Origin of the sequence: Streptomyces atratus (assembly GCF_014648655.1) — a bacterium.
GTDB classification, from domain to species: domain Bacteria; phylum Actinomycetota; class Actinomycetes; order Streptomycetales; family Streptomycetaceae; genus Streptomyces; species Streptomyces atratus.
Genome location: NZ_BMRN01000022.1, coordinates 75,976 through 99,484, shown reverse-complemented (window position 1 = coordinate 99,484; position 23,509 = coordinate 75,976). Strand labels below are relative to the sequence as shown.

Below are 23,509 nucleotides of genomic sequence, written 5' to 3'. Positions count from 1 at the left end.
ACGGGACGGCGGCCCGCCGCGTCGCAGGCGGGCGCGTCGGGCGATGCACCGGGTGCCTGGTCAGCGCAGGGGACCGTCCTTGTTGCCTCGCCGGATCCAGTGTGCCCGGCGCTGGTAGCGGGCGACCGGCGGGGTGACCGCAGGACCGGGCGACGGCGCAGCCTCGCCGGTCGGGGGCGCGGTCGGTGCGGGCGTGTCGCTGGGCGGGCGGAGCCCTTCCGCCGAGTACCGCGTCGTCGCGATGCTCTCCACGAGCTGCTCTTCGGTGAAACTCTCCGAACCGGACACATGGGGTACGAAACCGATGAGTACTCCGTCGCTGACGATCTCCGCGTCGAGCCCCGAGGCCCCGTCGACGTCCCACAGCGCCTCGATCCCCTCGTCGAGGACGACCCGGATCCCGAACTCGTAGACACCCGCCTCCACGAGATGGGCCATCACGCCACGGGCACGAAGCGCCGACACCAAACGGCCGGCACGTTCCGAATCCATACCGGACGCACCTCCTTCGAGTACGGACGCGCGAGGTGGACAACCAACCGGGGGCTCCGACCCGAGTACCTCGGAGGCGTCCTGCCGAACGGCGGCCTTGCCGGTCGTGGCCGCCGTTCCGGGCCGGCCCCCGGCGCGCAGCACGCGGGCGGCGTGGTGGCGATGACTGTCGTGCAGTGCAGCGCCCCCTTCCGGGGCCGCTGACTTCACGGGTTCGGCTGCGGCGGAGCCGGGAAACTGGGCGGCGCACGGAGCCCCTTGCAGAGTGAACCGGCAAGGAGCCCTGCCGTACGGCCGCCGCCTCTGTCAGCTCTCGGCATGTTCCGCCAGGCGCTCATCCACGCGGCGGGGCACTTGGGCCTCGGCCGGATCCATGTTCCCTTCCAGCCTCCAGCCCTCGGCCCGCGACGGCGTCGGGTACTCGACGTTCTGGCTCCTGGCCGCCTCCGTAGGCCGCCACGCGTGTCTACAGAACGAGCCTAACGCGTCGCCCGGTTGGCGGCCCGACCCGCGCGCACCGCCGTGCAGGTCGGGCCCGGACAGCAGCTGCTGGGCGAGTTCGAGCCCGTCGTCGGCCCGGCCGGGGTCGGTGAATGGCGAGGACGAACGCGCGCTGGGCCCGGCTGGTGGTTCGTTCGCCTGCGACACCGTGCTGTTCGGCTTCGTTCCGGGCCGCTCGGTACGCTGCGCCGGAGCGGTCCCTGCCGCCTCCCGGCGGGCTGAGCGATCCGGCGGAGCGGCTCGGCGAGGGCAGCAACTCGCTCGACATCCCGCTGGTCAGCCATACGCCGGTCCTCAACTGTGCGGTTCGCGGTGCAGACGCCGGTCGTCCGGGCCGGCGCGCGACGGAAGCCGGCCGTCTCCCGGGCGGTCCACGGGGCGCGACCGCTCGTACATCACCGCCCGGACGGCCGCGGACCTTCTCCGCCACGCCCCGTCGACCGGCTCGTGGTGGTGGAGCACCGTGCCGCGATCGGCAGGGCGCGGGCCGGCCGGCCCCGATCCCCGTTTCAGGCGCCCGGCAATCCGAGCCCGCGCCGTGCGAGACGGCCACCGTCGGCGGACCCGCCCATCGGCGCCGACGCGATCGGGTGGTGCGTGCCGAACGACTTCGTGAACGCCGTCGACAACGCCATGGCCTCAATCATCGCCCTGGTCGGTACAGGGTCATCAGGCCGGTGAATCGGCCGCCGACGCCCTGACTTTCCGCGACGGCGTGACGCCTGCACAGCGCAGCTCCGCCCGGAACGCCACTGGAGTCGTACCGGTGTGCTGATGGAAGAACTTCGAGAAGTTGGCTGCGTCGGGAAAGCCCACCGAGGCTCCGATGCGGCCGATCGGCATGTCCGTGTGGGCCAGTAGGCGTCTGGCCTCGAGGACGACGCGTTTGTCGATGAAGCCCTTGGGGGTCTTGCCGGTGGCCGCGCGCACCGCGCGGACGAGGGTGCGGCGGGAGTAGCCGAGGGCGTCCGCGTACGCGCTGACGCTGTGGTTGGTGGCGAAGCCCTTCTCGACCGCGTCCCGGAAGCGGGTGAAGGTGGTGTCGGTCTGCCCACGTGCCGTCTCGGCGGAGCTCGCCGCGAGGTGGGCCAGGCGGAGCAGGAACGCGGTCAGGGAGTGCCGGAGCACCGCGGTGTGGAGGCTCAGCGGCAGTGTGGTCGTGTCGACGTACTCGCGCTCCAACTGGGCGAGGGAGCGTTCGAGGGCGGCCAGCTGATCCGCGTCGGGGCGCAGCAGCGGGGGCTGGTCATAGCGGTAGAGGCCCGTCGCCTCGACGGTCGCTCGGGGCAGGAAGCCGGGCTGCATCGTCAGGACGGTCCCGCGGTACCCGGCCGTGGGGGAGAAGCGGTGCACCTGGCCCGGGCGGATCCAGAGGAGATCGCCGGCGGAGACCTCGTACTCGGCGAAGTCGATCATGTGCCTGACCGGGCCGCCGCGGAACAGCATCACCACGTGGAAGTCGACGCGGTGCACGCGTTCCAAAGGCGCGTCCGCATGCCAGGTCCGGCCGGGCTCCATGGGCCCGACCTGCATACCTACGCCGCAGACGCTCAGGTTCGCGGGGAAGGGAAAGGTCTTGATCCCTCCACCCTCCTGGTCCGTTCTGTCTGTCATGTCCCTCTCGCGTCGGCTCGGTACGGCACCCGCTGTCCCACTTTCACCGAAGGCTGACACAGAGGCACCTTCCCCGGCAAAAGTCATACTTTTAAGTTTGAACGCATCAGAGCAGTTTCCCGGCTCCTATCGAGGACTTCTTGAAGATGAGCACGCAGATACCCGACAGCTTCCCTGACGGATTCGAGTGGACCGAACTCGACCGGCGTGCCGTCGACACCGCCCGCCTTCTGGCTGCCGATGCCGTGCAGCAGGTCGGAAACGGCCATCCGGGCACCGCGATGAGCCTGGCGCCGGCCGCGTACACCCTCTTTCAGAAGGTGATGCGGCACGACCCGGCCGACCCGGAGTGGACCGGCCGCGACCGCTTCGTCCTCTCCCCGGGCCACACCTCGCTGACCCTGTACACCCAGCTGTTCCTCTCCGGGTACGAGCTGGAGCTGGACGATCTGAAGGCGTTCCGTACGCACGGTTCGAAGACGCCCGGTCACCCCGAGTACGGGCACACCGCGGGCGTCGAGACGACCACCGGTCCGCTCGGCCAGGGTGTCGCGAACGCCGTGGGCATGGCGATGGCCGCCCGCTACGAGCGCGGCCTGTTCGACCCCGAGGCGCCGGAGGGTGAGTCCCCCTTCGACCACACCATCTGGGCGATCGTCTCGGACGGCGACCTGGAGGAGGGCATCTCCGCCGAGGCCTCGTCCCTCGCGGGTCACCAGAGGCTCGGCAACCTCGTCTTCGTCTACGACGACAACCACATCTCCATCGAGGGCGACACAGCAACCGCCTTCTCCGAGGACGTCCTGAAGCGGTACGAGGCGTACGGCTGGCACGTCCAGCGGATCGAGCCCTCGGCCGACGGCGACATCGACGTCCGAGCGCTGTACGGGGCGCTGACCGCCGCCCGCGCCGAGACCGGGCGCCCCTCGATCATCGCGATGCGCACGATCATCGCCTGGCCCGCCCCGAACGCGCAGAACACCGAGGCTTCGCACGGTTCGGCGCTCGGCGCCGAGGAGATCGCGGCCACCAAGCGGGTCCTCGGCTTCGACCCGGAGCAGACCTTCCAGGTGGAGCCCGAGGTACTGGCCCACGCCCGTGAGGCCCTCGACCGCGGCGCCGAGGCGCATGCTGCCTGGGACAAGCAGATCGCCGAGTGGCGCACCGCCGCCCCCGAGCACGCCAAGCTGTTGGACCGCGTCGTCGCCGGCCGGCTGCCCGAGGGCTGGGAGGCCGCTCTGCCGCGGTTCGAGGCGGGCACATCCGTCGCGACCCGTGCCGCGTCCGGCAAGGTGCTGCAGGTGCTCGGCGGTGTGATCCCCGAGCTGTGGGGCGGCTCCGCCGACCTCGCCGGCTCGAACAACACCACGATCGACAGGACCAGCTCCTTCCTGCCGAAGGGCAACCCGCTGCCGGAGGCCGACCCGTACGGCCGCACGGTCCACTTCGGTATCCGCGAGCACTCGATGGCCGCCGAGATGAATGGCATCGCGCTGCACGGCAACACCCGCATATACGGCGGCACCTTCCTGGTCTTCTCCGACTACATGCGCAACGCCGTGCGCCTGTCCGCGCTGATGCAGCTCCCGGTCACGTACGTCTGGACCCACGACTCCATCGGCCTCGGCGAGGACGGCCCGACCCACCAGCCGGTCGAGCACCTGGCCTCGCTGCGCGCCATCCCCGGCCTGAACATCGTCCGCCCGGCCGACGCCAACGAGACCGCGCTCGCCTGGGCCGAGATCCTCAAGCGGCACGCCACGAACCCGGCTCCGCACGGTCTCGCGCTCACGCGCCAGGGTGTGCCGACGTACGAGGCGAACCCCGAGGCGGTGAAGGGGGGTTACGTCCTGCGCGACTCCTCCACCAAGACCCCTGACGTCATCCTCATCGCCACCGGCTCCGAGGTGCAGCTCGCCGTCGCGGCGCGCGAACTGCTCGAGGCCGAGGGGATCGGTGCGCGTGTCGTGTCGATGCCGTCCGTCGAGTGGTTCGAGGAGCAGTCCGCGGAGTACCGCGCGAGCGTGCTTCCGGCGTCCGTGAAGGCCCGCGTGGCCGTCGAGGCGGGGATCGGCCTGACCTGGTACCGGTACGTCGGTGACGCCGGACGCATCGTCTCCCTCGAGCACTTCGGCGCCTCCGCCGACGCCAGGACCCTGTTCGCCGAGTACGGCTTCACCGCCGAGAACGTCGCCTCCGCCGCGCGGGAATCTCTCGCCGCAGCGCGTGGTTGATCAGACCGCCAGAAAGAAGATGATCACTGTGAGCAACACCGCCGAACCCCTCAAGGCCCTTTCCGGGGAAGGTGTTTCCATCTGGCTGGACGATCTGTCCCGCAAGCGGATCACATCCGGCAACCTCGCCGAACTCGTCGAGCGGAAGCACGTGGTGGGCGTCACCACCAACCCCTCGATCTTCCAGGCCGCCATCGGCTCCGGAGAGGGGTACGAGGAGCAGCTGGCCGACCTCGCCGTGCGCGGCGTCACGGTCGACGAGGCCGTCCGCATGATGACCACCGCCGACGTCCGCGCCGCCGCCGACGTCCTGCGGCCCGTGTACGACGCGACCGGCGGCCGCGACGGCCGGGTCTCCATCGAAGTCGACCCGCGCCTCGCCCACAACACCGCGGCGACAGTCGCCGAGGCCAAGCAGCTCGGATGGCTGGTCGACCGCCCGAACGTGATGATCAAGATCCCGGCGACGAAGGCCGGGCTCCCGGCGATCACCGAGGTCATCGGCCTCGGCATCAGCGTCAACGTCACGCTGATCTTCTCGCTTGAGCGCTACCGCGAGGTCATGGACGCGTACTTGGCGGGCCTGGAGAAGGCGCAGGCAGCGGGCATCGACCTGGCCGCCATCCACTCCGTCGCCTCGTTCTTCGTCTCCCGCGTCGACAGCGAGATCGACAAGCGCCTCGCGAAGGTCGGCACGGACGAGGCACTCGGGCTCAGGGGCAGGGCCGCGCTCGCCAACGCCCGTCTCGCGTACGAGGCGTACGAGGACGTCTTCGCCGCCGACCGCTGGACCGCCCTCGCCACGGTGAGCGCCAACAAGCAGCGCCCCCTGTGGGCGTCGACGGGCGTCAAGGACCCCGCGTACAAGGACACCCTGTACGTCGACGAGCTGGTCGCGCCCGGCACGGTCAACACCATGCCGGAGACGACCCTCGACGCCACAGCCGACCACGGCGACGTCCACGGCGACTCGGTGACCGGCGGCTATGCCCGGGCCCGCGCCGACCTCATGGCCGTCGAGCGGCTCGGGATCTCGTACGACGAGGTCGTGAAGCAGTTGGAGGACGAGGGCGTATCGAAGTTCGAGGCAGCCTGGGAAGACCTGCTGGGTGCGGTTGCAACCTCGCTGAACGGCAAGGGAGTTGAGGGGGAATGAGCGAGCGCGAGACGCTTCTGGACGGTGCCGCGCAGGATGCGCACACCGCGGCGGAGGGATCCGGTGACGCGGCCGTGGAACCGGGCGGCATGACCGCCGGATCCGGCGACGCGGCCCGGGAATCGGGCGACGCGACGGCGGAATCCGGTGACGCGACGGCCGACAGGGGCGCCACCGCCCCGGACCTCGACTGGAGCAACCCGCTCCGCGACCCCCGCGACCGCCGCCTCCCTCGAATCGCGGGCCCCTCCGGCCTCGTCATCTTCGGCGTCACCGGCGACCTCTCCCGCAAGAAGCTGATGCCCGCCGTCTACGACCTCGCCAACCGCGGCCTGCTCCCGCCGGGCTTCTCGCTCCTCGGATTCGCCCGGCGCGAGTGGGAGGATCAGGACTTCGCACAGGTGGTGCACGACTCGGTGCGCGAGCATGCCCGCACGGAGTTCCGCGAGGAGGTCTGGCAGCAGCTGGCCGAGGGCATGCGGTTCATCCCGGGTGACTTCGACGACGACACGGCGTTCAAGCAACTTCGCGCCGACATCGATGAGTTGGACGCGTCTCGGGGCACCAGTGGCAACTACGCCTTCTACCTGTCCGTACCGCCGAAGTTCTTCCCGAAGGTCGTCCAGCAGCTCAAGAAGCACGGTCTCGCGGACGCGCCGGAAGGTTCCTGGCGGCGTGCGGTCATCGAGAAGCCGTTCGGCCACGACCTGGCCAGTGCGCGCGAGCTGAACGCGATCGTGCACGAGGTGTTCGACCCTGACCAGGTGTTCCGTATCGACCACTACCTCGGCAAGGAGACGGTCCAGAACATCCTGGCGCTTCGCTTCGCCAACCAGATGTACGAGCCCGTCTGGAACCGCAGTTACGTCGACCACGTGCAGATCACGATGGCCGAGGACATCGGCATCGGCGGCCGCGCCGGATATTACGACGGCATCGGCTCGGCCCGTGACGTCATCCAGAACCACCTCCTCCAGCTCATGGCGCTGACCGCCATGGAGGAGCCGGCCGCCTTCGACGCGGAGTCGCTGCTCACCGAGAAGCTGAAGGTCCTCAAGGCCGTGAGGCTGCCGGAGAACCTGGGCGAGCACACCGTGCGCGGGCAGTACGCGGCGAGCTGGCAGGGCGGCGAGAAGGTGCGCGGCTACCTGCAGGAGGACGGCATCGACCCCAGGTCGACGACCGACACCTACGCGGCCGTCAAGCTGGAGGTCGACAACCGCCGCTGGGCGGGCGTCCCCTTCTATCTGCGCACCGGAAAGCGCCTCGGCCGCCGCGTCACCGAGATCGCGGTCGTCTTCCAGCGCGCGCCCCACTCCCCCTTCGACTCGACCGCCACCGAGGAGCTCGGCGCGAACGCGATCGTCATCCGCGTACAGCCCGATGAGGGCATGACGGTGCGCTTCGGATCGAAGGTGCCGGGTACGTCGATGGAGATCCGGGACGTCACGATGGACTTCGCGTACGGCGAATCCTTCACCGAGTCCAGCCCGGAGGCGTACGAACGCCTCATCCTGGACGTCCTGCTCGGCGACGCCAATCTCTTTCCCCGTCACCAGGAGGTGGAAGAGTCCTGGAAGATCCTCGACCCGATCGAGGGGTACTGGGACAAGCACGGCAAGCCCGCGCCGTATGCCTCGGGCAGCTGGGGTCCCGAAGAAGCCCACGAGATGCTCGCACGAGACGGACGGAGCTGGCGCAGGCCATGAAGATCGATCTGACCGACACCACGGCAAGCAAGATCAACAAAGCGCTCGTGCAGGGGCGTCGTGCCATCGGCACTCCCGCCGTGGGCATGGTCCTCACGATGGTCATCGTGACCGACGAGGAGAACGCGTACGACTCGATCAAGGCGGCCGAGGAGGCCTCGCGCGAGCACCCCTCGCGCACCCTGGTCGTCATCAGACGCGTCGCACGCACCCCGCGCGACCGCACGCGTTCCCGCCTGGACGCGGAGGTGCGGGTCGGCTCGGACGCGGGCACCGGCGAGACCGTCGTCCTGCGGACCTACGGTGAGGTCTCCGACCACGCCGACTCGGTGGTCCTGCCGCTGCTGCTGCCGGACGCGCCGGTCGTCGTCTGGTGGCCGGTGGACGCGCCCAACATCCCGGCCAAGGACTCGTTGGGTGCCCTGGCACAGCGACGGATCACCGACATGTACGCCGTCGAGGCTCCACTCGTCGCCCTGCAGGCCCGAGTCTCCTCGTACGCGCCCGGCGATACCGACCTGGCGTGGACCCGGCTGACGCCGTGGCGCTCGATGCTGGCCGCGGCGCTGGACCAGGCCCGCAAGAAGGTCGTGTCGGCCGCCGTGGAGAGCGAGGCCGAGAACCCGAGCGCCGAGCTGCTGGCCCGCTGGCTGGAGGCCCGGCTCGAGGTCCCGGTCGAGCGCATCGTCACCGCCGGGCCGGTCGTGACAGCCGTACGGCTCGGCACCGAGAGCGGCGAGATCGTGATCGACCGCCCCGACGGCCCACTGGCCACCCTGTCCCTGCCGGGCCAGCCCTCGCGCACCCTGGCCCTGAAGGTGCGCAGCACCTCCGAGTTGATCGCCGAGGAGCTGCGCCGCCTCGACGCGGACGAGATGTACGCCGTCGCCCTGCGCGGGGACGGCACCGAGGAGAACCCCCGTCATGCCTGACTCACCCAAGCTCACGCACCGCCCGCAGTGGACGGCCCTCGAGCACCACCATGCAGGGGAGCTGCAGCACTCGCAGCTGCGTGACCTGTTCGCCGCCGACCCCGGTCGTGCGGAGCGTTACACCGTGCGCGCCGGCGATCTGCGCATCGACTACTCCAAGCACCTGATCACGGACGAAACCCTCGCCCTGCTCCAGGAACTCGCCACCGTGACCGACGTGTTCGGGATGCGGGACGCCATGTTCCGCGGCGAGAAGATCAACGTCACCGAGCGGCGTGCCGTACTGCACACCGCGCTGCGCGCCCCGCGCGAAGCCGTCATCGAGGTCGACGGCGAGAACGTCGTCCCGGCCGTGCATGCCGTGCTCGACAAGATGGCCGACTTCTCCGAGCGCGTCCGCTCGGGCGAGTGGACCGGGCACACCGGAAAGCGGATCCGCAATGTCGTCAACATCGGCATCGGCGGGTCGGACCTCGGCCCCGCGATGGCATACGAGGCGCTGCGGGCCTTCACCGACCGCTCGCTGACCGTACGGTTCGTCTCCAACGTGGACGGCGCCGATCTGCACGAGGCCGTACGGGACCTGGACCCGGCGGAGACCCTGTTCATCGTCGCGTCCAAGACCTTCACGACCATCGAGACGATCACCAACGCCACGTCGGCGCGGTCCTGGCTCCTTGCCGGGCTCGACGACGGGGGCACCTCCCGCTCGAGCGAAGTCGAGAGTGGGGGAGAGAAGGCGGTCGCGAAGCACTTCGTGGCGCTGTCGACGAACGCCGAGAAGGTGGCGGACTTCGGCATCGACACGACCAACATGTTCGAATTCTGGGACTGGGTCGGCGGGCGCTACTCGTACGACTCGGCGATCGGCCTGTCGCTGATGATCGCCATCGGCCCGGACCGGTTCCGCGAGATGCTCGACGGCTTCCACCTCGTCGACGAGCACTTCCGAACCGCACCCGCCGCGTCCAACGCACCTTTGCTCCTCGGCCTGTTGGGCGTCTGGTACGGCTCGTTCCTCGGCGCCCAGTCGCACGCGGTGCTCCCCTACTCGCACTACCTGTCGAAGTTCACCGCGTACTTGCAGCAGCTGGACATGGAGTCCAACGGCAAGTCGGTGGACCGCGACGGCGATCCGGTGGAGTGGCAGACCGGTCCGGTGGTGTGGGGTACACCCGGCACCAACGGGCAGCACGCGTACTACCAGTTGCTCCACCAGGGAACCAAGGTCATCTCGGCCGACCTGATCGGCTTCGTCAACCCGGTCGACGAGCTGAGCCCCGAACTCAAGGCCCAACACGACCTGTTGATGGCCAACCTGTTCGCACAGGGCCAGGCGCTCGCCTTCGGCAGGACGAGCGACGAGGTGCGCGCCGAGGGGGTTCCCGAGGAGCAGGTGCCGCACCGCACGTTCCGCGGCAACCACCCCACCACGACCATCCTGGCAAGCGAGTTGACCCCCTCGGTCCTCGGCCAGCTGATCGCGCTGTACGAGCACAAGGTGTTCGTACAGGGCGCGATCTGGAACATCGACTCCTTCGACCAGTGGGGCGTCGAGCTGGGCAAGGTCCTCGCCAGGCGCGTGGAACCCGCGCTCACCGAAGGAGCGGACGTCCCCGGCCTCGATCCCTCCACCGCCGCCCTCGTGGCCGCGTACCGCACTCTCCGGAAGAAGTGAAACAGCATGACAACAATGCAATTGGGCCTCATCGGCCTCGGCAAGATGGGCGGCAACATGCGCGAGCGGATCCGCCGCGCCGGCCACACCGTCATCGGCTACGACCGCAACCCGGACCTCGCCGATGTGAGCAGTCTGGCCGAACTGGTCGAGAAGGTCGAAGGCCCGCGTGTGGTGTGGGTGATGGTGCCCGCGGGCGGCCCGACCCAGTCCGTCATCGACGAGCTCGGCGATCTCCTGGAAGCCGGCGACACCGTCGTCGACGGCGGCAACTCCCGCTGGACGGATGACGAGAAGCACGCCGAGGAGCTGGCGGCCAAGGGCATAGGCTTCGTCGACGCGGGCGTCTCGGGTGGTGTCTGGGGTCTGGAGAACGGCTACGCGCTGATGGTGGGCGGCGACGCCGAGAACGTCGCGAAGGTCCAGCCCATCTTCGACGCGCTCAAGCCCGAGGGCGACGCCGGCTTCGTCCATGCGGGCAGGGTCGGCGCCGGCCACTTCGCGAAGATGGTCCACAACGGCATCGAGTACGCCATGATGCAGGCCTACGCCGAGGGCTGGGAGCTGCTGGAGAAGGTCGACTCCGTCACCGATGTGCGCGAGGTCTTTCGCTCCTGGCAGGAGGGCACGGTCATCCGTTCCTGGCTGCTCGACCTGGCGGTCAACGCGCTGGACGACGACGAGCACCTCGACAAGCTCCGTGGTTTCGCCGCCGACTCCGGTGAGGGCCGCTGGACGGTGGAGGCGGCGATCGACAACGCGGTGCCGCTGCCCGCGATCACGGCGTCGCTCTTCGCGCGTTTCGCCTCGCGTCAGGACGACTCCCCGCAGATGAAGATGATCGCCGCGCTGCGCAACCGGTTCGGCGGCCACGCCGTCGAGTCGGCGAAGTAACTGCCATGGGCGACCTCCTGCTGGTCCGCCACGGCGAAACCGAGTGGAGCCTGTCGGGCCGGCACACCAGCTGGACCGACCTGCTCCTCACCCAGCGCGGCGAGGAGCAGGCCAAGTCCCTCGCCCCGCTGCTCGCCGGGCGGACCTTCGCCCTCGCGCTCACCAGCCCGCTGGGCCGTGCAGTGCGGACAGCGGAACTCGCGGGCCTGCACGACGTCGTGCCCGAGCCCGATCTGCGCGAGTGGGACTACGGCGCGTACGAAGGCGTGACGACCCTCGAGATACATCGCACCCGGCCCGACTGGTACCTGTGGAACGACGGGGTGCCGCCCGGTGGGGCCGGCCATCCGGGCGAGTCCCCGATCGAGGTGGGACAGCGCGCCGACCGCGTGCTGAACCGCGTCGGGCCGGCACTCGACAGCGGTGACGTGGTGCTCGTGGCCCACGCCCACTTCCTGCGGGTGCTCACGGCGCGTCGCCTCGGACTGCCCGCCGCGGACGGGCGGCTGTTCCAACTGGCTACGGGGACGGTCAGCCGCCTCTCCACCGAGCACGGACGACCTGTGATCGCCGAGTGGAACGCCACAGGAACTTCTGCGGCCGTCCACTGATTTCTACGGTGCCGTAGAACCGAAGAGGTTCCGGCCAGCCCCCGCGGGCTGGCCGGGCGGCGTTCTCGCCGAATAGGTTCTGCGGGCCGATCCGGGTTCCGTCGTCACGTCCTCAGGGCGAAGCAGCAGGCCAGGACGAGTGCGGCGTCGGCCCACAGGATGCGACGAAGGCTCCTCCGGGCGTCGGTCCCAGCACCGTGGCGAGGCTGCCGGTGACGGCGTACAGGCCCAGCGCACGGGTACGGTCCAGGCCGCTTAAGACGTCCTGAAGGGTTCCTATGGCCTGGGAGCTGACCAGACCGGACTTTGCTGTCTGTGCCAACCGCGCGGCGATCACCATGCCCGCACGCCGGTCGCGGCCGGGCCGGGCCGTTCGGCGTCGGCAAGAGGTAGCCGACGGTGCCGACCGGGCCGAAGTCGAACAGCTCCTCGGATACCCCCATTTTCCCACGGCCCCGGCGGCCCCTGCTGACGGCGGCGTAGATCATCCAGCCTGTCTCCCGTGGCAGGCCTCCTCGCCTGCGGTGAAAATGGTGATCGGAAGGCAAATGAGGAGGTTGGCATCCGGTGTGAAGCTCTCCCGTAGCCGTGTCGCGTCCGACTCGCGGCTCGCGCTCGACTCAGGCGCGGGTAGGAAAGGGCTCAAATCCGGTGCCCTGGGACTGTGGTCCTCCGTTGCCATCGGCCTGGCGTCCACCGCCCCGGCGTACAGCCTCGCGGCCACGCTCGGCCTCATCGTGGCGGCCGTCGGCCCGCAGGCCCCGATCATCACGATGCTGGCCTTCGTCCCGATGCTGCTGATCGCGTACGCCTACAAGGAACTCAACGCGAGCAACGCCGACTGCGGGACCACCTTCACCTGGGCGACCCGTGCCTTCGGCCCGCGCACCGGCTGGATGGGCGGCTGGGGCATCATCGTCGCCGACATCATTGTCATGGCGAACCTCGCAGAGATCGCCGGCATTTACAGTTTCCGGCTCCTGGGCTACGACTCACTCACCCAAAGCAGGGTGTGGACCACCATCGCGGGCGTCGTCTGGATCACCGTGATGACCGCGATCTGCTACGTCGGCATCAAGATCTCGGCCGCCGTTCAGTGCTGGCTTCTGTTCATCGAGGTGGCCGTACTGGTGCTGTTCGCCATCACCGCCCTGGTCAAGGTCTATACCAGTTCCCCCGAGACGGCGATCCATGTCTCCGCCTCCTGGTTCAACCCCTTCCACGTGCCATCGGCCGAAGCGCTGACCTCGGGCATCCTTGCGGCCGTCTTCATCTACTGGGGCTGGGACACTGCCGTCACGGTCAACGAGGAGACCGCGGACAGCACGCGCATCCCCGGGCGCGCCGCCGTCATCTCCGTTGTGCTCCTGCTGGTCCTGTACGCCCTGGTCGCCACCTCGGCGCAGGCCTTCGCCGGAATCGGCTCCGCCGGAATCGGGCTGGGCAACAAGGCACACGAGGGCGATGTGCTCTCGGGCCTCGGCAACGCAGTCTTCGGCAGCCAGGGCCTCGGGTCCGCCCTCTCCAAGCTGCTGGTCCTCATGGTGCTGACCTCTGCGGCGGCCTCCACCCAGACCACCATCCTCCCGATGGCCCGGACCGTCTTCTCCATGGCCGCGCACAAGACCATCCCCTCCCGATTCGCCCGCGTGCACCGCAAGTACCTCACCCCGACCTGGTCGACCGTCAGCTTGGGCCTGGCCTCCGTCGGCTTCTTCGTCCTCCTGACGGCATTCAGCCGCAACGTCCTGGCCGACTCCATCGGGTCGGTCGGCCTCGCGATCGCGTTCTACTACGGCCTCACCGGCTTCGCCTGTGTCTGGTACTTCCGCAAGGTGCTCACCCGCAGCCGCCGGGACTTCCTGTTCAAGGGCCTGCTGCCGGGTCTGGGCGGGCTGTTGATGCTCTTCCTCTTCTGCTACGCCGCCTTCGGCGTCTACGCCGACCCCGACTACGGTGAGACCTCCATCTATCTGCCGTTCATCGGGCAGACGGGCGGGGTGACCGTCGTGGGCCTCGGCGCCCTGCTGCTCGGCGTCGTGCTGATGCTGGTCGTCACGCGCGAACACACCGCGGCACTCAGGCTTCAACGCACCCTGCTGCCTCACCGGCTGCCGCAGCGGACCGCTGTCGAGATGGCGAGCCGCTATGTGCCCGCCGACAGCCGGTCCGGGGTGGGCGGTGACTGGTTCGACGTCATCCCGCTGTCGGGCACGCGTGTCGGCCTGGTCGTCGGGGAGGTGATCGGCCACGGACTGCTCGCTGCCGCCACCATGGGGCGCCTGCGTACAGGCGTACGCGTCCTCGCCCGCCTGGACCTCGCCCCGGACGAGCTCCTCTCGCGCCTGGGTGACCTGGTCGGCCAGACCGCCAAGGAGCAGGCGGCCGCTCAGGGCGCAGGCGGCGTGCGGCCCGGGGATGACGAAGCCCTGGGGGTGACGTGCCTGTACGCGGTGTACGACCCGGTGTCGGGGCAGTGCAGCATGGCACGTGCCGGTCATGCGCTGGCTGCGGTCGTCCTGCCGGACAGTGGTGTCGCCACCCACCCCGAGCTCCCGCCGGGCCCTCCGCTGGGACTGGGTGGTCTGCCCTACGAGACCGCGGAATTCCAGCTGCCGCGCGGCAGCCTTGTCGCCCTGTTCACCGACGGCCTCGTCCAGACGGCCGTCGACGACCTCGACGTCGGACTCGGCCTGCTCACCGAAATCCTCGCCCAGTCCCGGCGTCCCTTGGAAGAACTCTGCGACCGCGCAGTCGCGACCCTGGTGCCGGGGCCCGCGAACGACGACGCGGTCCTGCTTCTCGTACGCACACGGATGCTCGATGACCAGCGGGTGGCTGTGTGGGAACTGACCGCGGAGCCGGCGATGGTCGGCAACGCCCGCACCATGGCCACCGGGCAACTCGGAGCATGGGGATTGGACGAGCTGTCGTTCACCACCGAACTCATCGTCAGTGAGTTGGTCACCAACGCCATCCGCTACGCCGCCGGGCCGATCCACGTCCGGCTCATCCGCGACGAAACCCTCATCTGCGAAGTCGCCGACACAGGGCATACCTCACCCCATCTGCGCCACGCCGCGGCTGACGACGAGAGCGGCCGCGGCCTGTACATCGTCGCCCAGATCGCGCAGCAGTGGGGCACGCGCTACACGCCCACCGGCAAGACCATTTGGGTGGAGCAGGCCCTGCCGACAGCCCCTGCCGTCGAAGCGCCCTGACAGAGCGTTTCGCCCCGAGGCCCCAGGCGACATCCGCGCAGGTCACGGCCCCGCCCCCTGACCGCGGGCGACGGGCAACCGGGTGCTGCGACCAGCACAGATGGAAGGCGAGTTCGCCGGTTGAGGGGCTGCGGCGGATGGGCAGGCACCGGTTGGAGTCGGGATGAGCTGTACTTAAAGAGTATTTTGTCCCGCGGATAGTTGAGCCAGCCGGTTGGTGCGCTCGATGACCCGGAGTCGCGGGATCACCTTGAACCCCGTCGCGGCAGGACCCGGGCGGACGACTTCGACGTCGATGCCGAGGCGTGGCGCCGTGTGGGAGTGGTGGCTGACCTGGAAGGGCACTGCGGTCCCGGCGTCCTGACCGTTCGCTCGGACGTGGAGGAAGGACAGGACGACGGGGCCGAAGACCAGCTCGACCCGCCGGCCCACGAGCAGTGGATCGACTTGGTAGCGGTTGCCGTGCAGGGACACGAGCGCGGTGTGGGAGACGGTGCGGTGTTCTGACCGGCGGAAGGCTTCGGCGAGGTCGGCGGGGTTGGGGACGCCTCAGCGGATGGCTGTTCATCGAGCGGGCCAGTGGGGCGGTGGCGGCACCCGTCTCGGAGTGCACCCGGCGATGGTAGACGTTCTTGGTCCAGGCTGTGAACAGCCGGTTCATCTCCAGCAGGCTTGTCGGCGTACTCGTGAGAGTGCTCGACCGAGTACGGAGACGTCGAAAGGCGGGAGCCGTCCGCAACGAGGCCCGCTGGTACACGCGCTGGGGATGGATCGAGCCGAGGGCCGCGCCGGAGGGCCCCGCGCTGCCGTGCGCGTACAACATTCGGCGCAGCATCCTCGACCCGTTGATCAGGTCCCCTGCGGCAAAGACCCCTGGCGTCGATCTGCTGCTCGGCCATCATGTGACCGGGCCGGTCCGGGAAGCCGGGCGAACTTCACCGGTAGGGTCCCCGGCAAGTTGTTGATGCCCACCTCCCGCTGGTCACCGGACAGGAGTTGGCCGCTGATTACATTCACAAGCCGGACAGCGGCTACGGTGCTGTTGTGATGATCAACGGGGAGGACACAGTATCCGGGACCGCGCTGTTGATCGCGGCAGCCCCGGCCGGCAAGGGCTGTCTCATCGACGCAACCAGCGTCCTGCCCACGCTCGCGGCGGTCCCGCCCAGCACCCTGACCGGCACGACGGCGGCCACCATCGTTGAACTCGCCGACCCGACCGACCCGCAGACCGTCCTCACCCGCATCCGCGCCGCGGCCGCCGGACCAGGCCCGCTCTCCCTCTACATAACCGGACAACTCCACCTCGACCACAAGCAGCGCCTGATCCACCTCGCACTCGCCCGGACCACGCCGACCACCCTGCGCTACACCGCATTGCCCTGGCACTGGCTGGCCGGCGAACTCAAACTGCGCCGACCGGGCACCACCACCGTCGTCACCGACATGGTCGCCACCCCGGACGCCTGGCAACAGCTCCGTACCGAGGGCCTCGTCCTCGGCCATGGGATCCGCGTATACGGCCGGATCACCCCGCCGCCGCCCCGCCGCCGCATCGCAGAACCGGCCTATCTGAAGGCCCTCGCCACCACTTGGCGCAGCGGCATCAACCCGCCACTCGCCCAGCTCCACGAACAGGCCGCCGCCCAGGCCGGCCCCGTCGACGCACTGTTCCTGGCCATCGACCACACAACTGTCCCAACCCCTGCGGTACCGGCTGTGCCAGTACCGAACCGGCCACACCGGGAGCCTGCACCTGTTCCGACGGCGCCTGCTCCGATTTCGGAGAACACCGAGGAGGCCGAAGAGGACCCGCTGCCTGCGATTTTCGCCGCTGCCCTCGCCGGGCGGCACGGCGAAGCTGCGTCGCTCGCAGCCATGTGGGAGGGATGGGCTCTGCGTACCTACGGCGCGGGCTCCGTGCAGGCCATCCACTGGCTGGAGGTCCGGGCCGACCTCGCTCGTCTGGCCGAAGATCCCGCGTGCAGCTGCGAGTTGTGGATGGCTGCCGCCGACGCCCGCCTCGCCCGGCAACAGCCCCCGGACGACCCCGCCGTAGAAGGCGCCGTGGACCGCGCCCACCACCAGTGGCAGGAACTTCACAACCCGCAGCAGGCCCGGGAACTCGGCCCGCCCCTGGTCTCATTGCGCCGCCACGTACCCGGCCGGCGCTCCGGGGCGGTCGAAGCCGTCCAGCGCCGACTGGAACTGCTGCACACCATGCCCCCGGCGGGAGGCTGACGTGCGACATCCTGACGGGGGACAGGGCCGTCCCTCACGCGCCCGGGTCGGGCTGACCGGACAGCCTTCAGCCCTGCAACCAACCCTTGAAGACGGCCAGGCCGGACGTCGAGGGGTGCCCAGCCCCGGGTTCGGCGCGATGCGGAGGTGTCCTGTCCCTGCGATGCAGAGGCAGTCCCGCTCTTCTGTAGGCATGTACGGCTAGGTCCCGGTCATGTGTGGATGAGTTCCGGAGAGTTCCGGTCTTGTGCAGGCACCGCGAAGTCGGCGTTCGACTTCGGGTGGGGTTCGAGGCCGGTGGCCTGCTGATGGAAAGCCGCCAGAGCCAACGAATCAGGGCAGTCGAGTGTTATCGCGCTCAACTTCATCTGCAGGGGCATGACACCTCGAGCCGACCAGTGGACTTCCGCGATGAACATCCTAGTGACGGCTGCCTACGGTTGGGCCGGGCACCGACTGCCGACCTTTCCCGCTCAACTGTGGCACCGCAGGTCAAAACCTCGCCCTGCCCTCGCGGGCGCAGGACGGCGGCTACTGGCCGAGCACGCGATCCCGCCCTCGACCGCCAGATTCCGCACCCCGACGGACGTGGCCGCCCACCTCGGCAAGTACAGCAGCCAACCCCCGAGGAAGATCAAACCCGCATGTTGATTCTCGGCGATTTCTTGGGCCGTGACTGTCGGATCACTCCGGGCCGCGGGTCTCACCGGCGCCGCGCAGGTGTCACCCCTCCGAGTCGGGCTGATCCGAGAGGCAAGGCCTGACCGGCGTCCAACGGCCGCTCGAAGAAGGTTTCCAGAACCACCGTTGCCTGCGTCCCGCTGACCCCGTCGATCGCGTACAGGCGGCGCAACACGTCCTGGAGCCGCTCGGTGGTCGAGGTGCGCACCTTTACGAGGACGGCCGCGCTGCCGGCAATGACGTGCGCCTCCTGGATCTCCGGGACGGCGGCGAAGTCCTCGGCCCGGTCGCCCATCCACGCCGTCGAGTCGACCAGCACGAAGGCGAGAACCCCGCGGTCGAGTGCCGCGGGGTCGACGTCGACCGTCGTGGCCCGGATGACCCCCTGTCCGCGCAGCTTGCGCACGCGCTCGTGCGCGGCGCCCGCCGACAGGCCGACCGCCTTGCCCAGTGCGGCGTACGACTGGGTGGCGTCCTGCTGGAGCAGCGCGATCAGTTGTCGGTCGATGTCGTCCACTGGTTTCATGCGATAACCATATCTTGTTCGGTTGTATGCGTGTTACGTTGAATCACATCTGGCCACTTCCTCCGAGAGGACGCCATGCCTGCCGACGGGCTGTACGAGATCCTGGACGACCGCTTCCGCACCGGACGCTGTGCGAACGGCGACAGCAGGCTGGAGGTTCTGCACGACGGTTGCCGCTGGGCCGAGGGCCCCCTGTACCTCCCCGCCTGGCGCCAGCTGATCTGGAGCGACATCCCGAACGACCGCATCCTGCGCTGGGACGAGGCCACCGGCACGGTCGGCGTCTTCCGCACCCCGGCCGGCCACAGCAACGGCAACACCCTCGACCGGCAGGGCCGCCTGGTCACCTGCGAGCAGGGCAACCGTCGCGTCACCCGCACCGAGCCCGACGGGACCGTGACCGTCCTGGCCGACCGGTACGCCGGCAAGCGGCTCAACAGTCCGAACGACTCCGTCGTACGCTCCGACGGCACGATTTGGTTCTCCGACCCGGACTTCGGCATCAACAGCGACTACGAGGGCCATCGCGCCGAGTCCGAGATCGGCGAGTGCAATGTGTACCGGATCGACCCCGCGACGGGGGACGTGCACCTCGCCGCCGACGGGTTCGCAGGACCCAACGGCGTCATCCTGTCCCCCGACGAGATGCGGCTGTACGTCTCCGACTCGCGGACTGCCCGGATCCACATGTTCGACATCCGCGAGGACGGCACGCTCTGCGACGGGAAGGTCTTCGCCGAGGGCCGCGGTGAAGTCCGCTTCGACAACATCCGCTTCGACGACGAAGGCCGCCTGTGGGCCGCCGCCCTGGACGACGGCGTCCACTGCTACGACCCCGACGGCACCCTCATCGGCCGGCTGCGCGTGCCCGAGTCCGTCTCCAACATCGCCTTCGGTGGCCCGAAGAACAACCGCCTGTTCATCACGGCCACCACCTCCCTGTACTCGCTGGTGATGTCGGTGACCGGGGCGCCGCGCCTCTAGTGCTGCAGCAGTGTTTCGCCCTTTCTCCTGGTCACAGGGGTGTTTTCGAGTTGTGAGGGGGACGGCGTACAACCCTTGGCGCCCTGTGCGGGTCTTGTTGGTTGCCGAGCGCTTGAGATGAGAAGCGCGGCCACCTGCTCGCCGTCCTAAGGGGTTTGCCTTGTCCTCACGGAGATTCAATATGGCTGCCGCCGCTGTCGTCGCCGCCGTCATCGCCATGACGGGGGCGGCCCCCGCGGTGTCCTACGCCGAAGACACCCCTGCGGGCGCCCTCGCCGTCGACGCCGCGGCGTCCGTGCGGGCGGACTTCGACGGTGACGGATACACCGACGTGGCGGTCGCCGCTCCGGGCGGCACGGTCAACGGCAAGTCCGGCGCCGGGTACTTCGCCGTCGTCTACGGCATGGCCGAGGGCCCCAACGGCGTCAAGCGCCAGGTGATCAGCCAGGACCGCTACGGGATACCCGGCACGGCGGAGACGGGTGACCGCTTCGGCAGCCACCTGACGGCGGCCGACCTGGACGGTGACGGTTTCACCGACCTGGTTGTCGGAACCCCGGGCGAGGACATCGGCAGCGCGCGTGACGTCGGGCGGCAAACCGTCCTGTGGGGAGGTGTGGGCGGGCTTGCCACCGCCACCGACGTCGGCCAGGGCGGGGCGGAGACCCGGGCCGGTGACTTCGACGGGGACGGGAACCTGGACCTGGCGACGGCCTATCAGATGCGGTACGGGCCCTTCAGCCGTCATGGTGGTCCGGCTCGCACCGGCCCCCTCGTCGACCTGGACGTCCGTGTCTACGCGATGGAAGCGGGCGATGTGGACGGCGACGGCACAACCGACCTGGTGGTCAGCAGCGGTTCGTGGGACTCGGACGACGGAGGGGCGATCCCGCCGCCCCATCTGCAACTGCTGAAGGGCACCGAGGACGGCCTGGTGGCAGGGGCGTTCATCGCCCACCCCGACACGGTGTCCGCGGACAGCATCGCCCTCGGCGACATCGACGGCGACGGTCGGCAGGATGTCGTCTTCGGCCGCAGCACGGCGGCGGGCGGCGGTCTCGTGGGCGTGGTGCGGGGCACGGCGGGCGGGCTCGCGCCGCGGGCCACACTGATCGGCCAGAACACCCCCGGCGTCCCCGGGACAGGGGAGAGCGGCGACCGCTTCGGTACCGACGTCTCCGTCGGCGACGTCACCGGCGACGGTTACGCCGACGTCGTCACCGGTATCCCCGGCGAGGACCACGCCGGCCGGACCGACGCCGGCACCTTCGCCATCCTCAGGGGGAGCGCGACGGGTCTCGTCGGCACCAGGGTCCAGGTCCTCAGCCAGAACACGGCCGGGGTGCCCGGCACGGCGGAGAACGGTGACCGGTTCGGCAGCCGCACCTCCGTCGTCGGCGGGTACGTCGCCGTCTCGGCACCGGCGGAGAACAGCGGTTCCGGGGCCGTGTGGGTCTTCCCCGGCACCGCCTCCGGTGTCACCGCGACCAGGTCGGTGAGCTTCGGACCGCGCATGCTTGCCGCGCCCGTGCCCGGAGCACGCTTCGGCTCCGCCTTCCACCGCTGACGCCTGCGTCGCGTCGCGCCTCCGCGCATCACGACGGGAGAGCGCCCAGACCAGTCGCCCAGCGGTGCACCTCATCAACCGTGACGTCGGTATGTACTACGCGGCCGTGCGGCCGGCGGAGGTCATTCACCTCCGGCGTCCGCAGTGCCACTTGCCCAAGACTGGATGGATGCCCGGCGACGTCCTCCGGTGCCGGTCGGATCGCACCCACCACCGGCCCGAGCGTGGAAAGGCTGTCGAACAGCGGGGCAGGCCGTCGACAGCACCCGCTGCCGGGCCGGGGCCTGCGCCGCGACCAGCTCCTGGACCAGTCGGCTCTTACCGATCCCGGCCAAACCCTCGATCAGCACGACCACCGGCGGTCCGGACAACGCCGCTCTCAAGGCGGCGAGTTCGCGCTCGCGTCCGGCCGAGCCGGGTGATCCGATCGCCGGTGGGTCGCGTGTGTCGCAATCGCCGGTAGACATTCGCCCCAGCGTGGGAGACGGACGACTGTGTGCCCGAACCGTCGTGTGGTCCGGGCACAACATGATCAGAGGTCACAAGGCGGGGCGGCAGGCGCATGAATGACCGACGCATCGACGAGCTGGCCGGCCGCGCCCAGGCCGAGGGCCTCCGGGCCCTTCGGCAGGAAGGCGAGGGACGCCGCGGTGTCCGGGGGGTTCGGATCGGGTTGGTCAACCGAGGGAGCGGCGGGCAGCCGCGGCGTCGCCGGGGTTCCAGCCGCGTCGGGGGACGGAGCTGAGCAGCAGACGTGTGTAGGGGTGGTGAGGCGCGTCCAGGATCCCGGCCGTGGGGCCCGCCTCCACCACCTGTCCCTCCCTGAGGACCATCACCTCGTCGGTGATGTGTCGGACGACGGCGAGGTCATGGGTGACGAAGAGGAAGCCGATGCCGACCTCGCGCCGGATGGTGCCCAGGAGTTCGAGGACCTGCGCCTGAATGGACACGTCCAAGGCCGCCACGGCCTCGTCGAGGACGAGGACGCGCGGTTCGGCGGCCAGCGCGCGGGCGATCGCCACGCGCTGGCGCTGGCCGCCGGACAGCTTGCCGGGCAGGGCGGCCGCCTCCCGTTCGCCGAGCCCGACCTGGTCGAGGAGTTCGGCGACGCGCTCCCGCCGGGCCGTCGTCTCCATCGGGAAGTGGAGGCGCAGGACCTCCTCGACGCACTGGCCCACGGTCACCCGCGGATCGAGGGACAGGTACGGATCCTGGAAGACCATCTGGATCTCGCGTGCGCGGGCGAGTCGCTCGGCTCTGCCCCTGGCCGGCGCAGAGCGGTCACGTCCACCGATGCGGATGGTGCCGCCGTCGGGGCGCTCCAGGCCGACGAGCATCCGCACCGTCGTGGTCTTGCCGCTGCCGGATTCGCCGACGATGCCGAGAGAGGAGCCCGGCGGCAGGGTGAAGGACACGTCCTTGACCGCCGTGTGGTCTCCGTACCGCTTGCGCAGCCTCTGAACGACGAGTTCCTCGGTCGCCCCGGTCACAGTTTGATCCCTTCATCGGCGCGGTGGCACGCGGCGAGTCCGTCGCCGTGGTGCGCAAGTTCGGGCGTCTCCTCGGAACAACGCGGCTGCGCATGGGCGCAGCGCGCTGCGAAGGCGCACCCCGGTGGGGCCTCGGCGAGGGAGACTGGTCGGCCCGGGATGGGGCGTGGGGCGGCGGCTGCGGCCTCGATATGGGGCGTGCAGGCGAGGAGTCCCGCCGTGTACGGGTGGCGTGGACGGTCGAACAGCGCGTCGGTGCCGTTGGTTTCGACGATCCGGCCCGCGTACATGACGTACACGCGGTCGCAGATCGCCGAGGCCAGTTCGAGGTCGTGGGTGACGAAGAGCATTCCGGTGCCGCGTGCGGCCTGGAGGCGGGTGAGGATCGCGATGATCTCCGCCTGGGTGGTGACATCGAGGGCCGTGGTCGGCTCGTCGGCGACCAGCAGAGCGGGCTCGCCCGCGAGGGCAGCCGCAATGACCACACGCTGGAGCATCCCGCCCGAGAACTGGTGAGGGTAGCGGCGCAGCGCGCCCCGCGGATCGCGGATGCCCACCGCGTCGAGGAGTTCCTCGGCCCGGTTCTCGGCCGCGGCGGCGGGGGTGCCCGCCCCGCGCAGTCCCTCGGTGAGGAAGTCGCCTACGCGGCGCAGCGGGTTCACGGACGCGCGCGGGTCCTGGAAGATCATCGCGACCTGTCCGGCACGCAGCCCGGCCAGTTCGGCGCGGTTCATGGCCAGGACGTCGCGGCCCGCGACCTGCACCTCACCACTCGTTCGCGCCCGAGGCGGCAGCAGCCCGAGCACGCTGCGGCACGCGACCGACTTGCCCGAGCCGGACTCGCCGACCAGGCCGACGGTCTCGCCGGCCCGGACTCGCAGCGTGACGCCGTCGAGGATGGGCCGGGCCGCCTGCTCGCCGGGCAGACGGACGCCGAGTCCGTCGATCTCCAGCGCGGGGGTTTCATACTCGGTCATG

General features: G+C 69.8%; 18 protein-coding genes and 2 pseudogenes. 11 read left to right on the top strand and 9 right to left on the bottom strand.

Annotated features, from left to right (window positions below; translation table 11 throughout):
* Positions 1-60: 60 nt before the first annotated feature.
* From IEZ15_RS28215 to IEZ15_RS28210, 3 genes are all read right to left on the bottom strand, one after another.
* Positions 61-492 carry a hypothetical protein gene (locus IEZ15_RS28215; RefSeq protein ID WP_189279914.1) on the bottom strand — a complete coding sequence of 144 codons (432 nt, stop codon included), beginning with the start codon at positions 490-492 and terminating at the stop codon, positions 61-63.
* 1,010 nt (positions 493-1,502) lie between these two features.
* Positions 1,503-1,628, bottom strand: coding sequence for a hypothetical protein (locus IEZ15_RS46475; RefSeq protein ID WP_268250436.1), 126 nt, complete (start codon positions 1,626-1,628; stop codon positions 1,503-1,505).
* A 34-nt stretch (positions 1,629-1,662) separates the two neighbouring features.
* The gene (locus IEZ15_RS28210; protein ID WP_189279913.1) at positions 1,663-2,607 is read right to left on the bottom strand and encodes a helix-turn-helix domain-containing protein; all 945 of its coding nucleotides are present in this window, start codon (positions 2,605-2,607) and stop codon (positions 1,663-1,665) included.
* A gap of 146 nt (positions 2,608-2,753) precedes the next feature.
* Between IEZ15_RS28210 and tkt the strand changes: the two genes are divergently transcribed.
* The 8 genes from tkt (at position 2,754) to IEZ15_RS28170 (ending at position 15,042) form a co-directional block, all read left to right on the top strand.
* On the top strand, positions 2,754-4,841 hold the full coding sequence (tkt, locus tag IEZ15_RS28205; protein ID WP_189279912.1) for a transketolase: 2,088 nt from the start codon (positions 2,754-2,756) through the stop codon (positions 4,839-4,841).
* A gap of 19 nt (positions 4,842-4,860) precedes the next feature.
* Positions 4,861-5,997, top strand: coding sequence for a transaldolase (gene tal, locus IEZ15_RS28200; RefSeq protein ID WP_189279911.1), 1,137 nt, complete (start codon positions 4,861-4,863; stop codon positions 5,995-5,997).
* Positions 5,994-7,706, top strand: a complete 1,713-nt coding sequence (gene zwf / locus IEZ15_RS28195) for a glucose-6-phosphate dehydrogenase (protein WP_189279910.1) — start codon at positions 5,994-5,996, stop codon at positions 7,704-7,706. Before tal ends, zwf begins: the two co-directional genes overlap by 4 nt.
* A complete protein-coding gene (opcA, locus tag IEZ15_RS28190) occupies positions 7,703-8,638 on the top strand; it encodes a glucose-6-phosphate dehydrogenase assembly protein OpcA (protein WP_189279909.1) in 936 nt (311 codons plus the stop codon). Before zwf ends, opcA begins: the two co-directional genes overlap by 4 nt.
* Complete coding sequence (pgi, locus tag IEZ15_RS28185; protein WP_189279908.1) at positions 8,631-10,316, top strand: glucose-6-phosphate isomerase; 1,686 nt, start codon at positions 8,631-8,633, stop codon at positions 10,314-10,316. The genes opcA and pgi overlap by 8 nt, the downstream gene beginning before the upstream one ends.
* Positions 10,317-10,331: 15 nt before the next feature.
* Positions 10,332-11,210 (top strand): phosphogluconate dehydrogenase (NAD(+)-dependent, decarboxylating), encoded by an 879-nt coding sequence (gene gnd, locus IEZ15_RS28180; protein ID WP_189279935.1) that lies wholly within the window; start codon positions 10,332-10,334, stop codon positions 11,208-11,210.
* Positions 11,211-11,215: 5 nt separating this feature from the next.
* Positions 11,216-11,821, top strand: coding sequence for a histidine phosphatase family protein (locus IEZ15_RS28175; RefSeq protein ID WP_189279907.1), 606 nt, complete (start codon positions 11,216-11,218; stop codon positions 11,819-11,821).
* 569 nt (positions 11,822-12,390) lie between these two features.
* On the top strand, positions 12,391-15,042 hold the full coding sequence (locus tag IEZ15_RS28170) for an amino acid permease (RefSeq protein ID WP_229846148.1): 2,652 nt from the start codon (positions 12,391-12,393) through the stop codon (positions 15,040-15,042).
* A gap of 216 nt (positions 15,043-15,258) precedes the next feature.
* Here the strand turns inward: IEZ15_RS28170 and IEZ15_RS46805 are convergent.
* Positions 15,259-15,348, bottom strand: a pseudogene (locus tag IEZ15_RS46805) (IS5 family transposase); the annotation flags it as partial.
* A 741-nt stretch (positions 15,349-16,089) separates the two neighbouring features.
* On the opposite strand from IEZ15_RS46805, the gene IEZ15_RS28160 reads away from it, so the two are divergent.
* Positions 16,090-17,283 carry a hypothetical protein gene (locus IEZ15_RS28160; RefSeq protein ID WP_189279933.1) on the top strand — a complete coding sequence of 398 codons (1,194 nt, stop codon included), beginning with the start codon at positions 16,090-16,092 and terminating at the stop codon, positions 17,281-17,283.
* Between the two features lie 257 nt (positions 17,284-17,540).
* On the opposite strand, the pseudogene IEZ15_RS45105 reads toward IEZ15_RS28160, so the two are convergent.
* Both IEZ15_RS45105 and IEZ15_RS28155 read right to left on the bottom strand, forming a co-directional pair.
* Positions 17,541-17,663 (bottom strand): annotated as a pseudogene (locus tag IEZ15_RS45105) (VOC family protein); the annotation flags it as partial.
* A gap of 323 nt (positions 17,664-17,986) precedes the next feature.
* Positions 17,987-18,481 carry an Lrp/AsnC family transcriptional regulator gene (locus tag IEZ15_RS28155; RefSeq protein WP_189279932.1) on the bottom strand — a complete coding sequence of 165 codons (495 nt, stop codon included), beginning with the start codon at positions 18,479-18,481 and terminating at the stop codon, positions 17,987-17,989.
* An 84-nt stretch (positions 18,482-18,565) separates the two neighbouring features.
* Here IEZ15_RS28155 and IEZ15_RS28150 point away from each other — a divergent pair, with 84 nt between their 5' ends.
* Positions 18,566-19,474, top strand: a complete 909-nt coding sequence (locus IEZ15_RS28150) for an SMP-30/gluconolactonase/LRE family protein (RefSeq protein WP_189279905.1) — start codon at positions 18,566-18,568, stop codon at positions 19,472-19,474.
* A 181-nt stretch (positions 19,475-19,655) separates the two neighbouring features.
* Positions 19,656-21,041 carry an FG-GAP-like repeat-containing protein gene (locus tag IEZ15_RS28145; RefSeq protein WP_189279904.1) on the top strand — a complete coding sequence of 462 codons (1,386 nt, stop codon included), beginning with the start codon at positions 19,656-19,658 and terminating at the stop codon, positions 21,039-21,041.
* Positions 21,042-21,163: 122 nt separating this feature from the next.
* Here IEZ15_RS28145 and IEZ15_RS47225 read toward each other — a convergent pair whose 3' ends face one another.
* From IEZ15_RS47225 to IEZ15_RS28130, 3 genes are all read right to left on the bottom strand, one after another.
* On the bottom strand, positions 21,164-21,508 hold the full coding sequence (locus IEZ15_RS47225) for an ATP-binding protein (RefSeq protein WP_189279903.1): 345 nt from the start codon (positions 21,506-21,508) through the stop codon (positions 21,164-21,166).
* Positions 21,509-21,718: 210 nt separating this feature from the next.
* A complete protein-coding gene (locus tag IEZ15_RS28135; protein ID WP_189279902.1) occupies positions 21,719-22,531 on the bottom strand; it encodes an ABC transporter ATP-binding protein in 813 nt (270 codons plus the stop codon).
* On the bottom strand, positions 22,528-23,508 hold the full coding sequence (locus IEZ15_RS28130; RefSeq protein WP_189279901.1) for an ABC transporter ATP-binding protein: 981 nt from the start codon (positions 23,506-23,508) through the stop codon (positions 22,528-22,530). Before IEZ15_RS28130 ends, IEZ15_RS28135 begins: the two co-directional genes overlap by 4 nt.
* Position 23,509 lies beyond the last annotated feature (1 nt).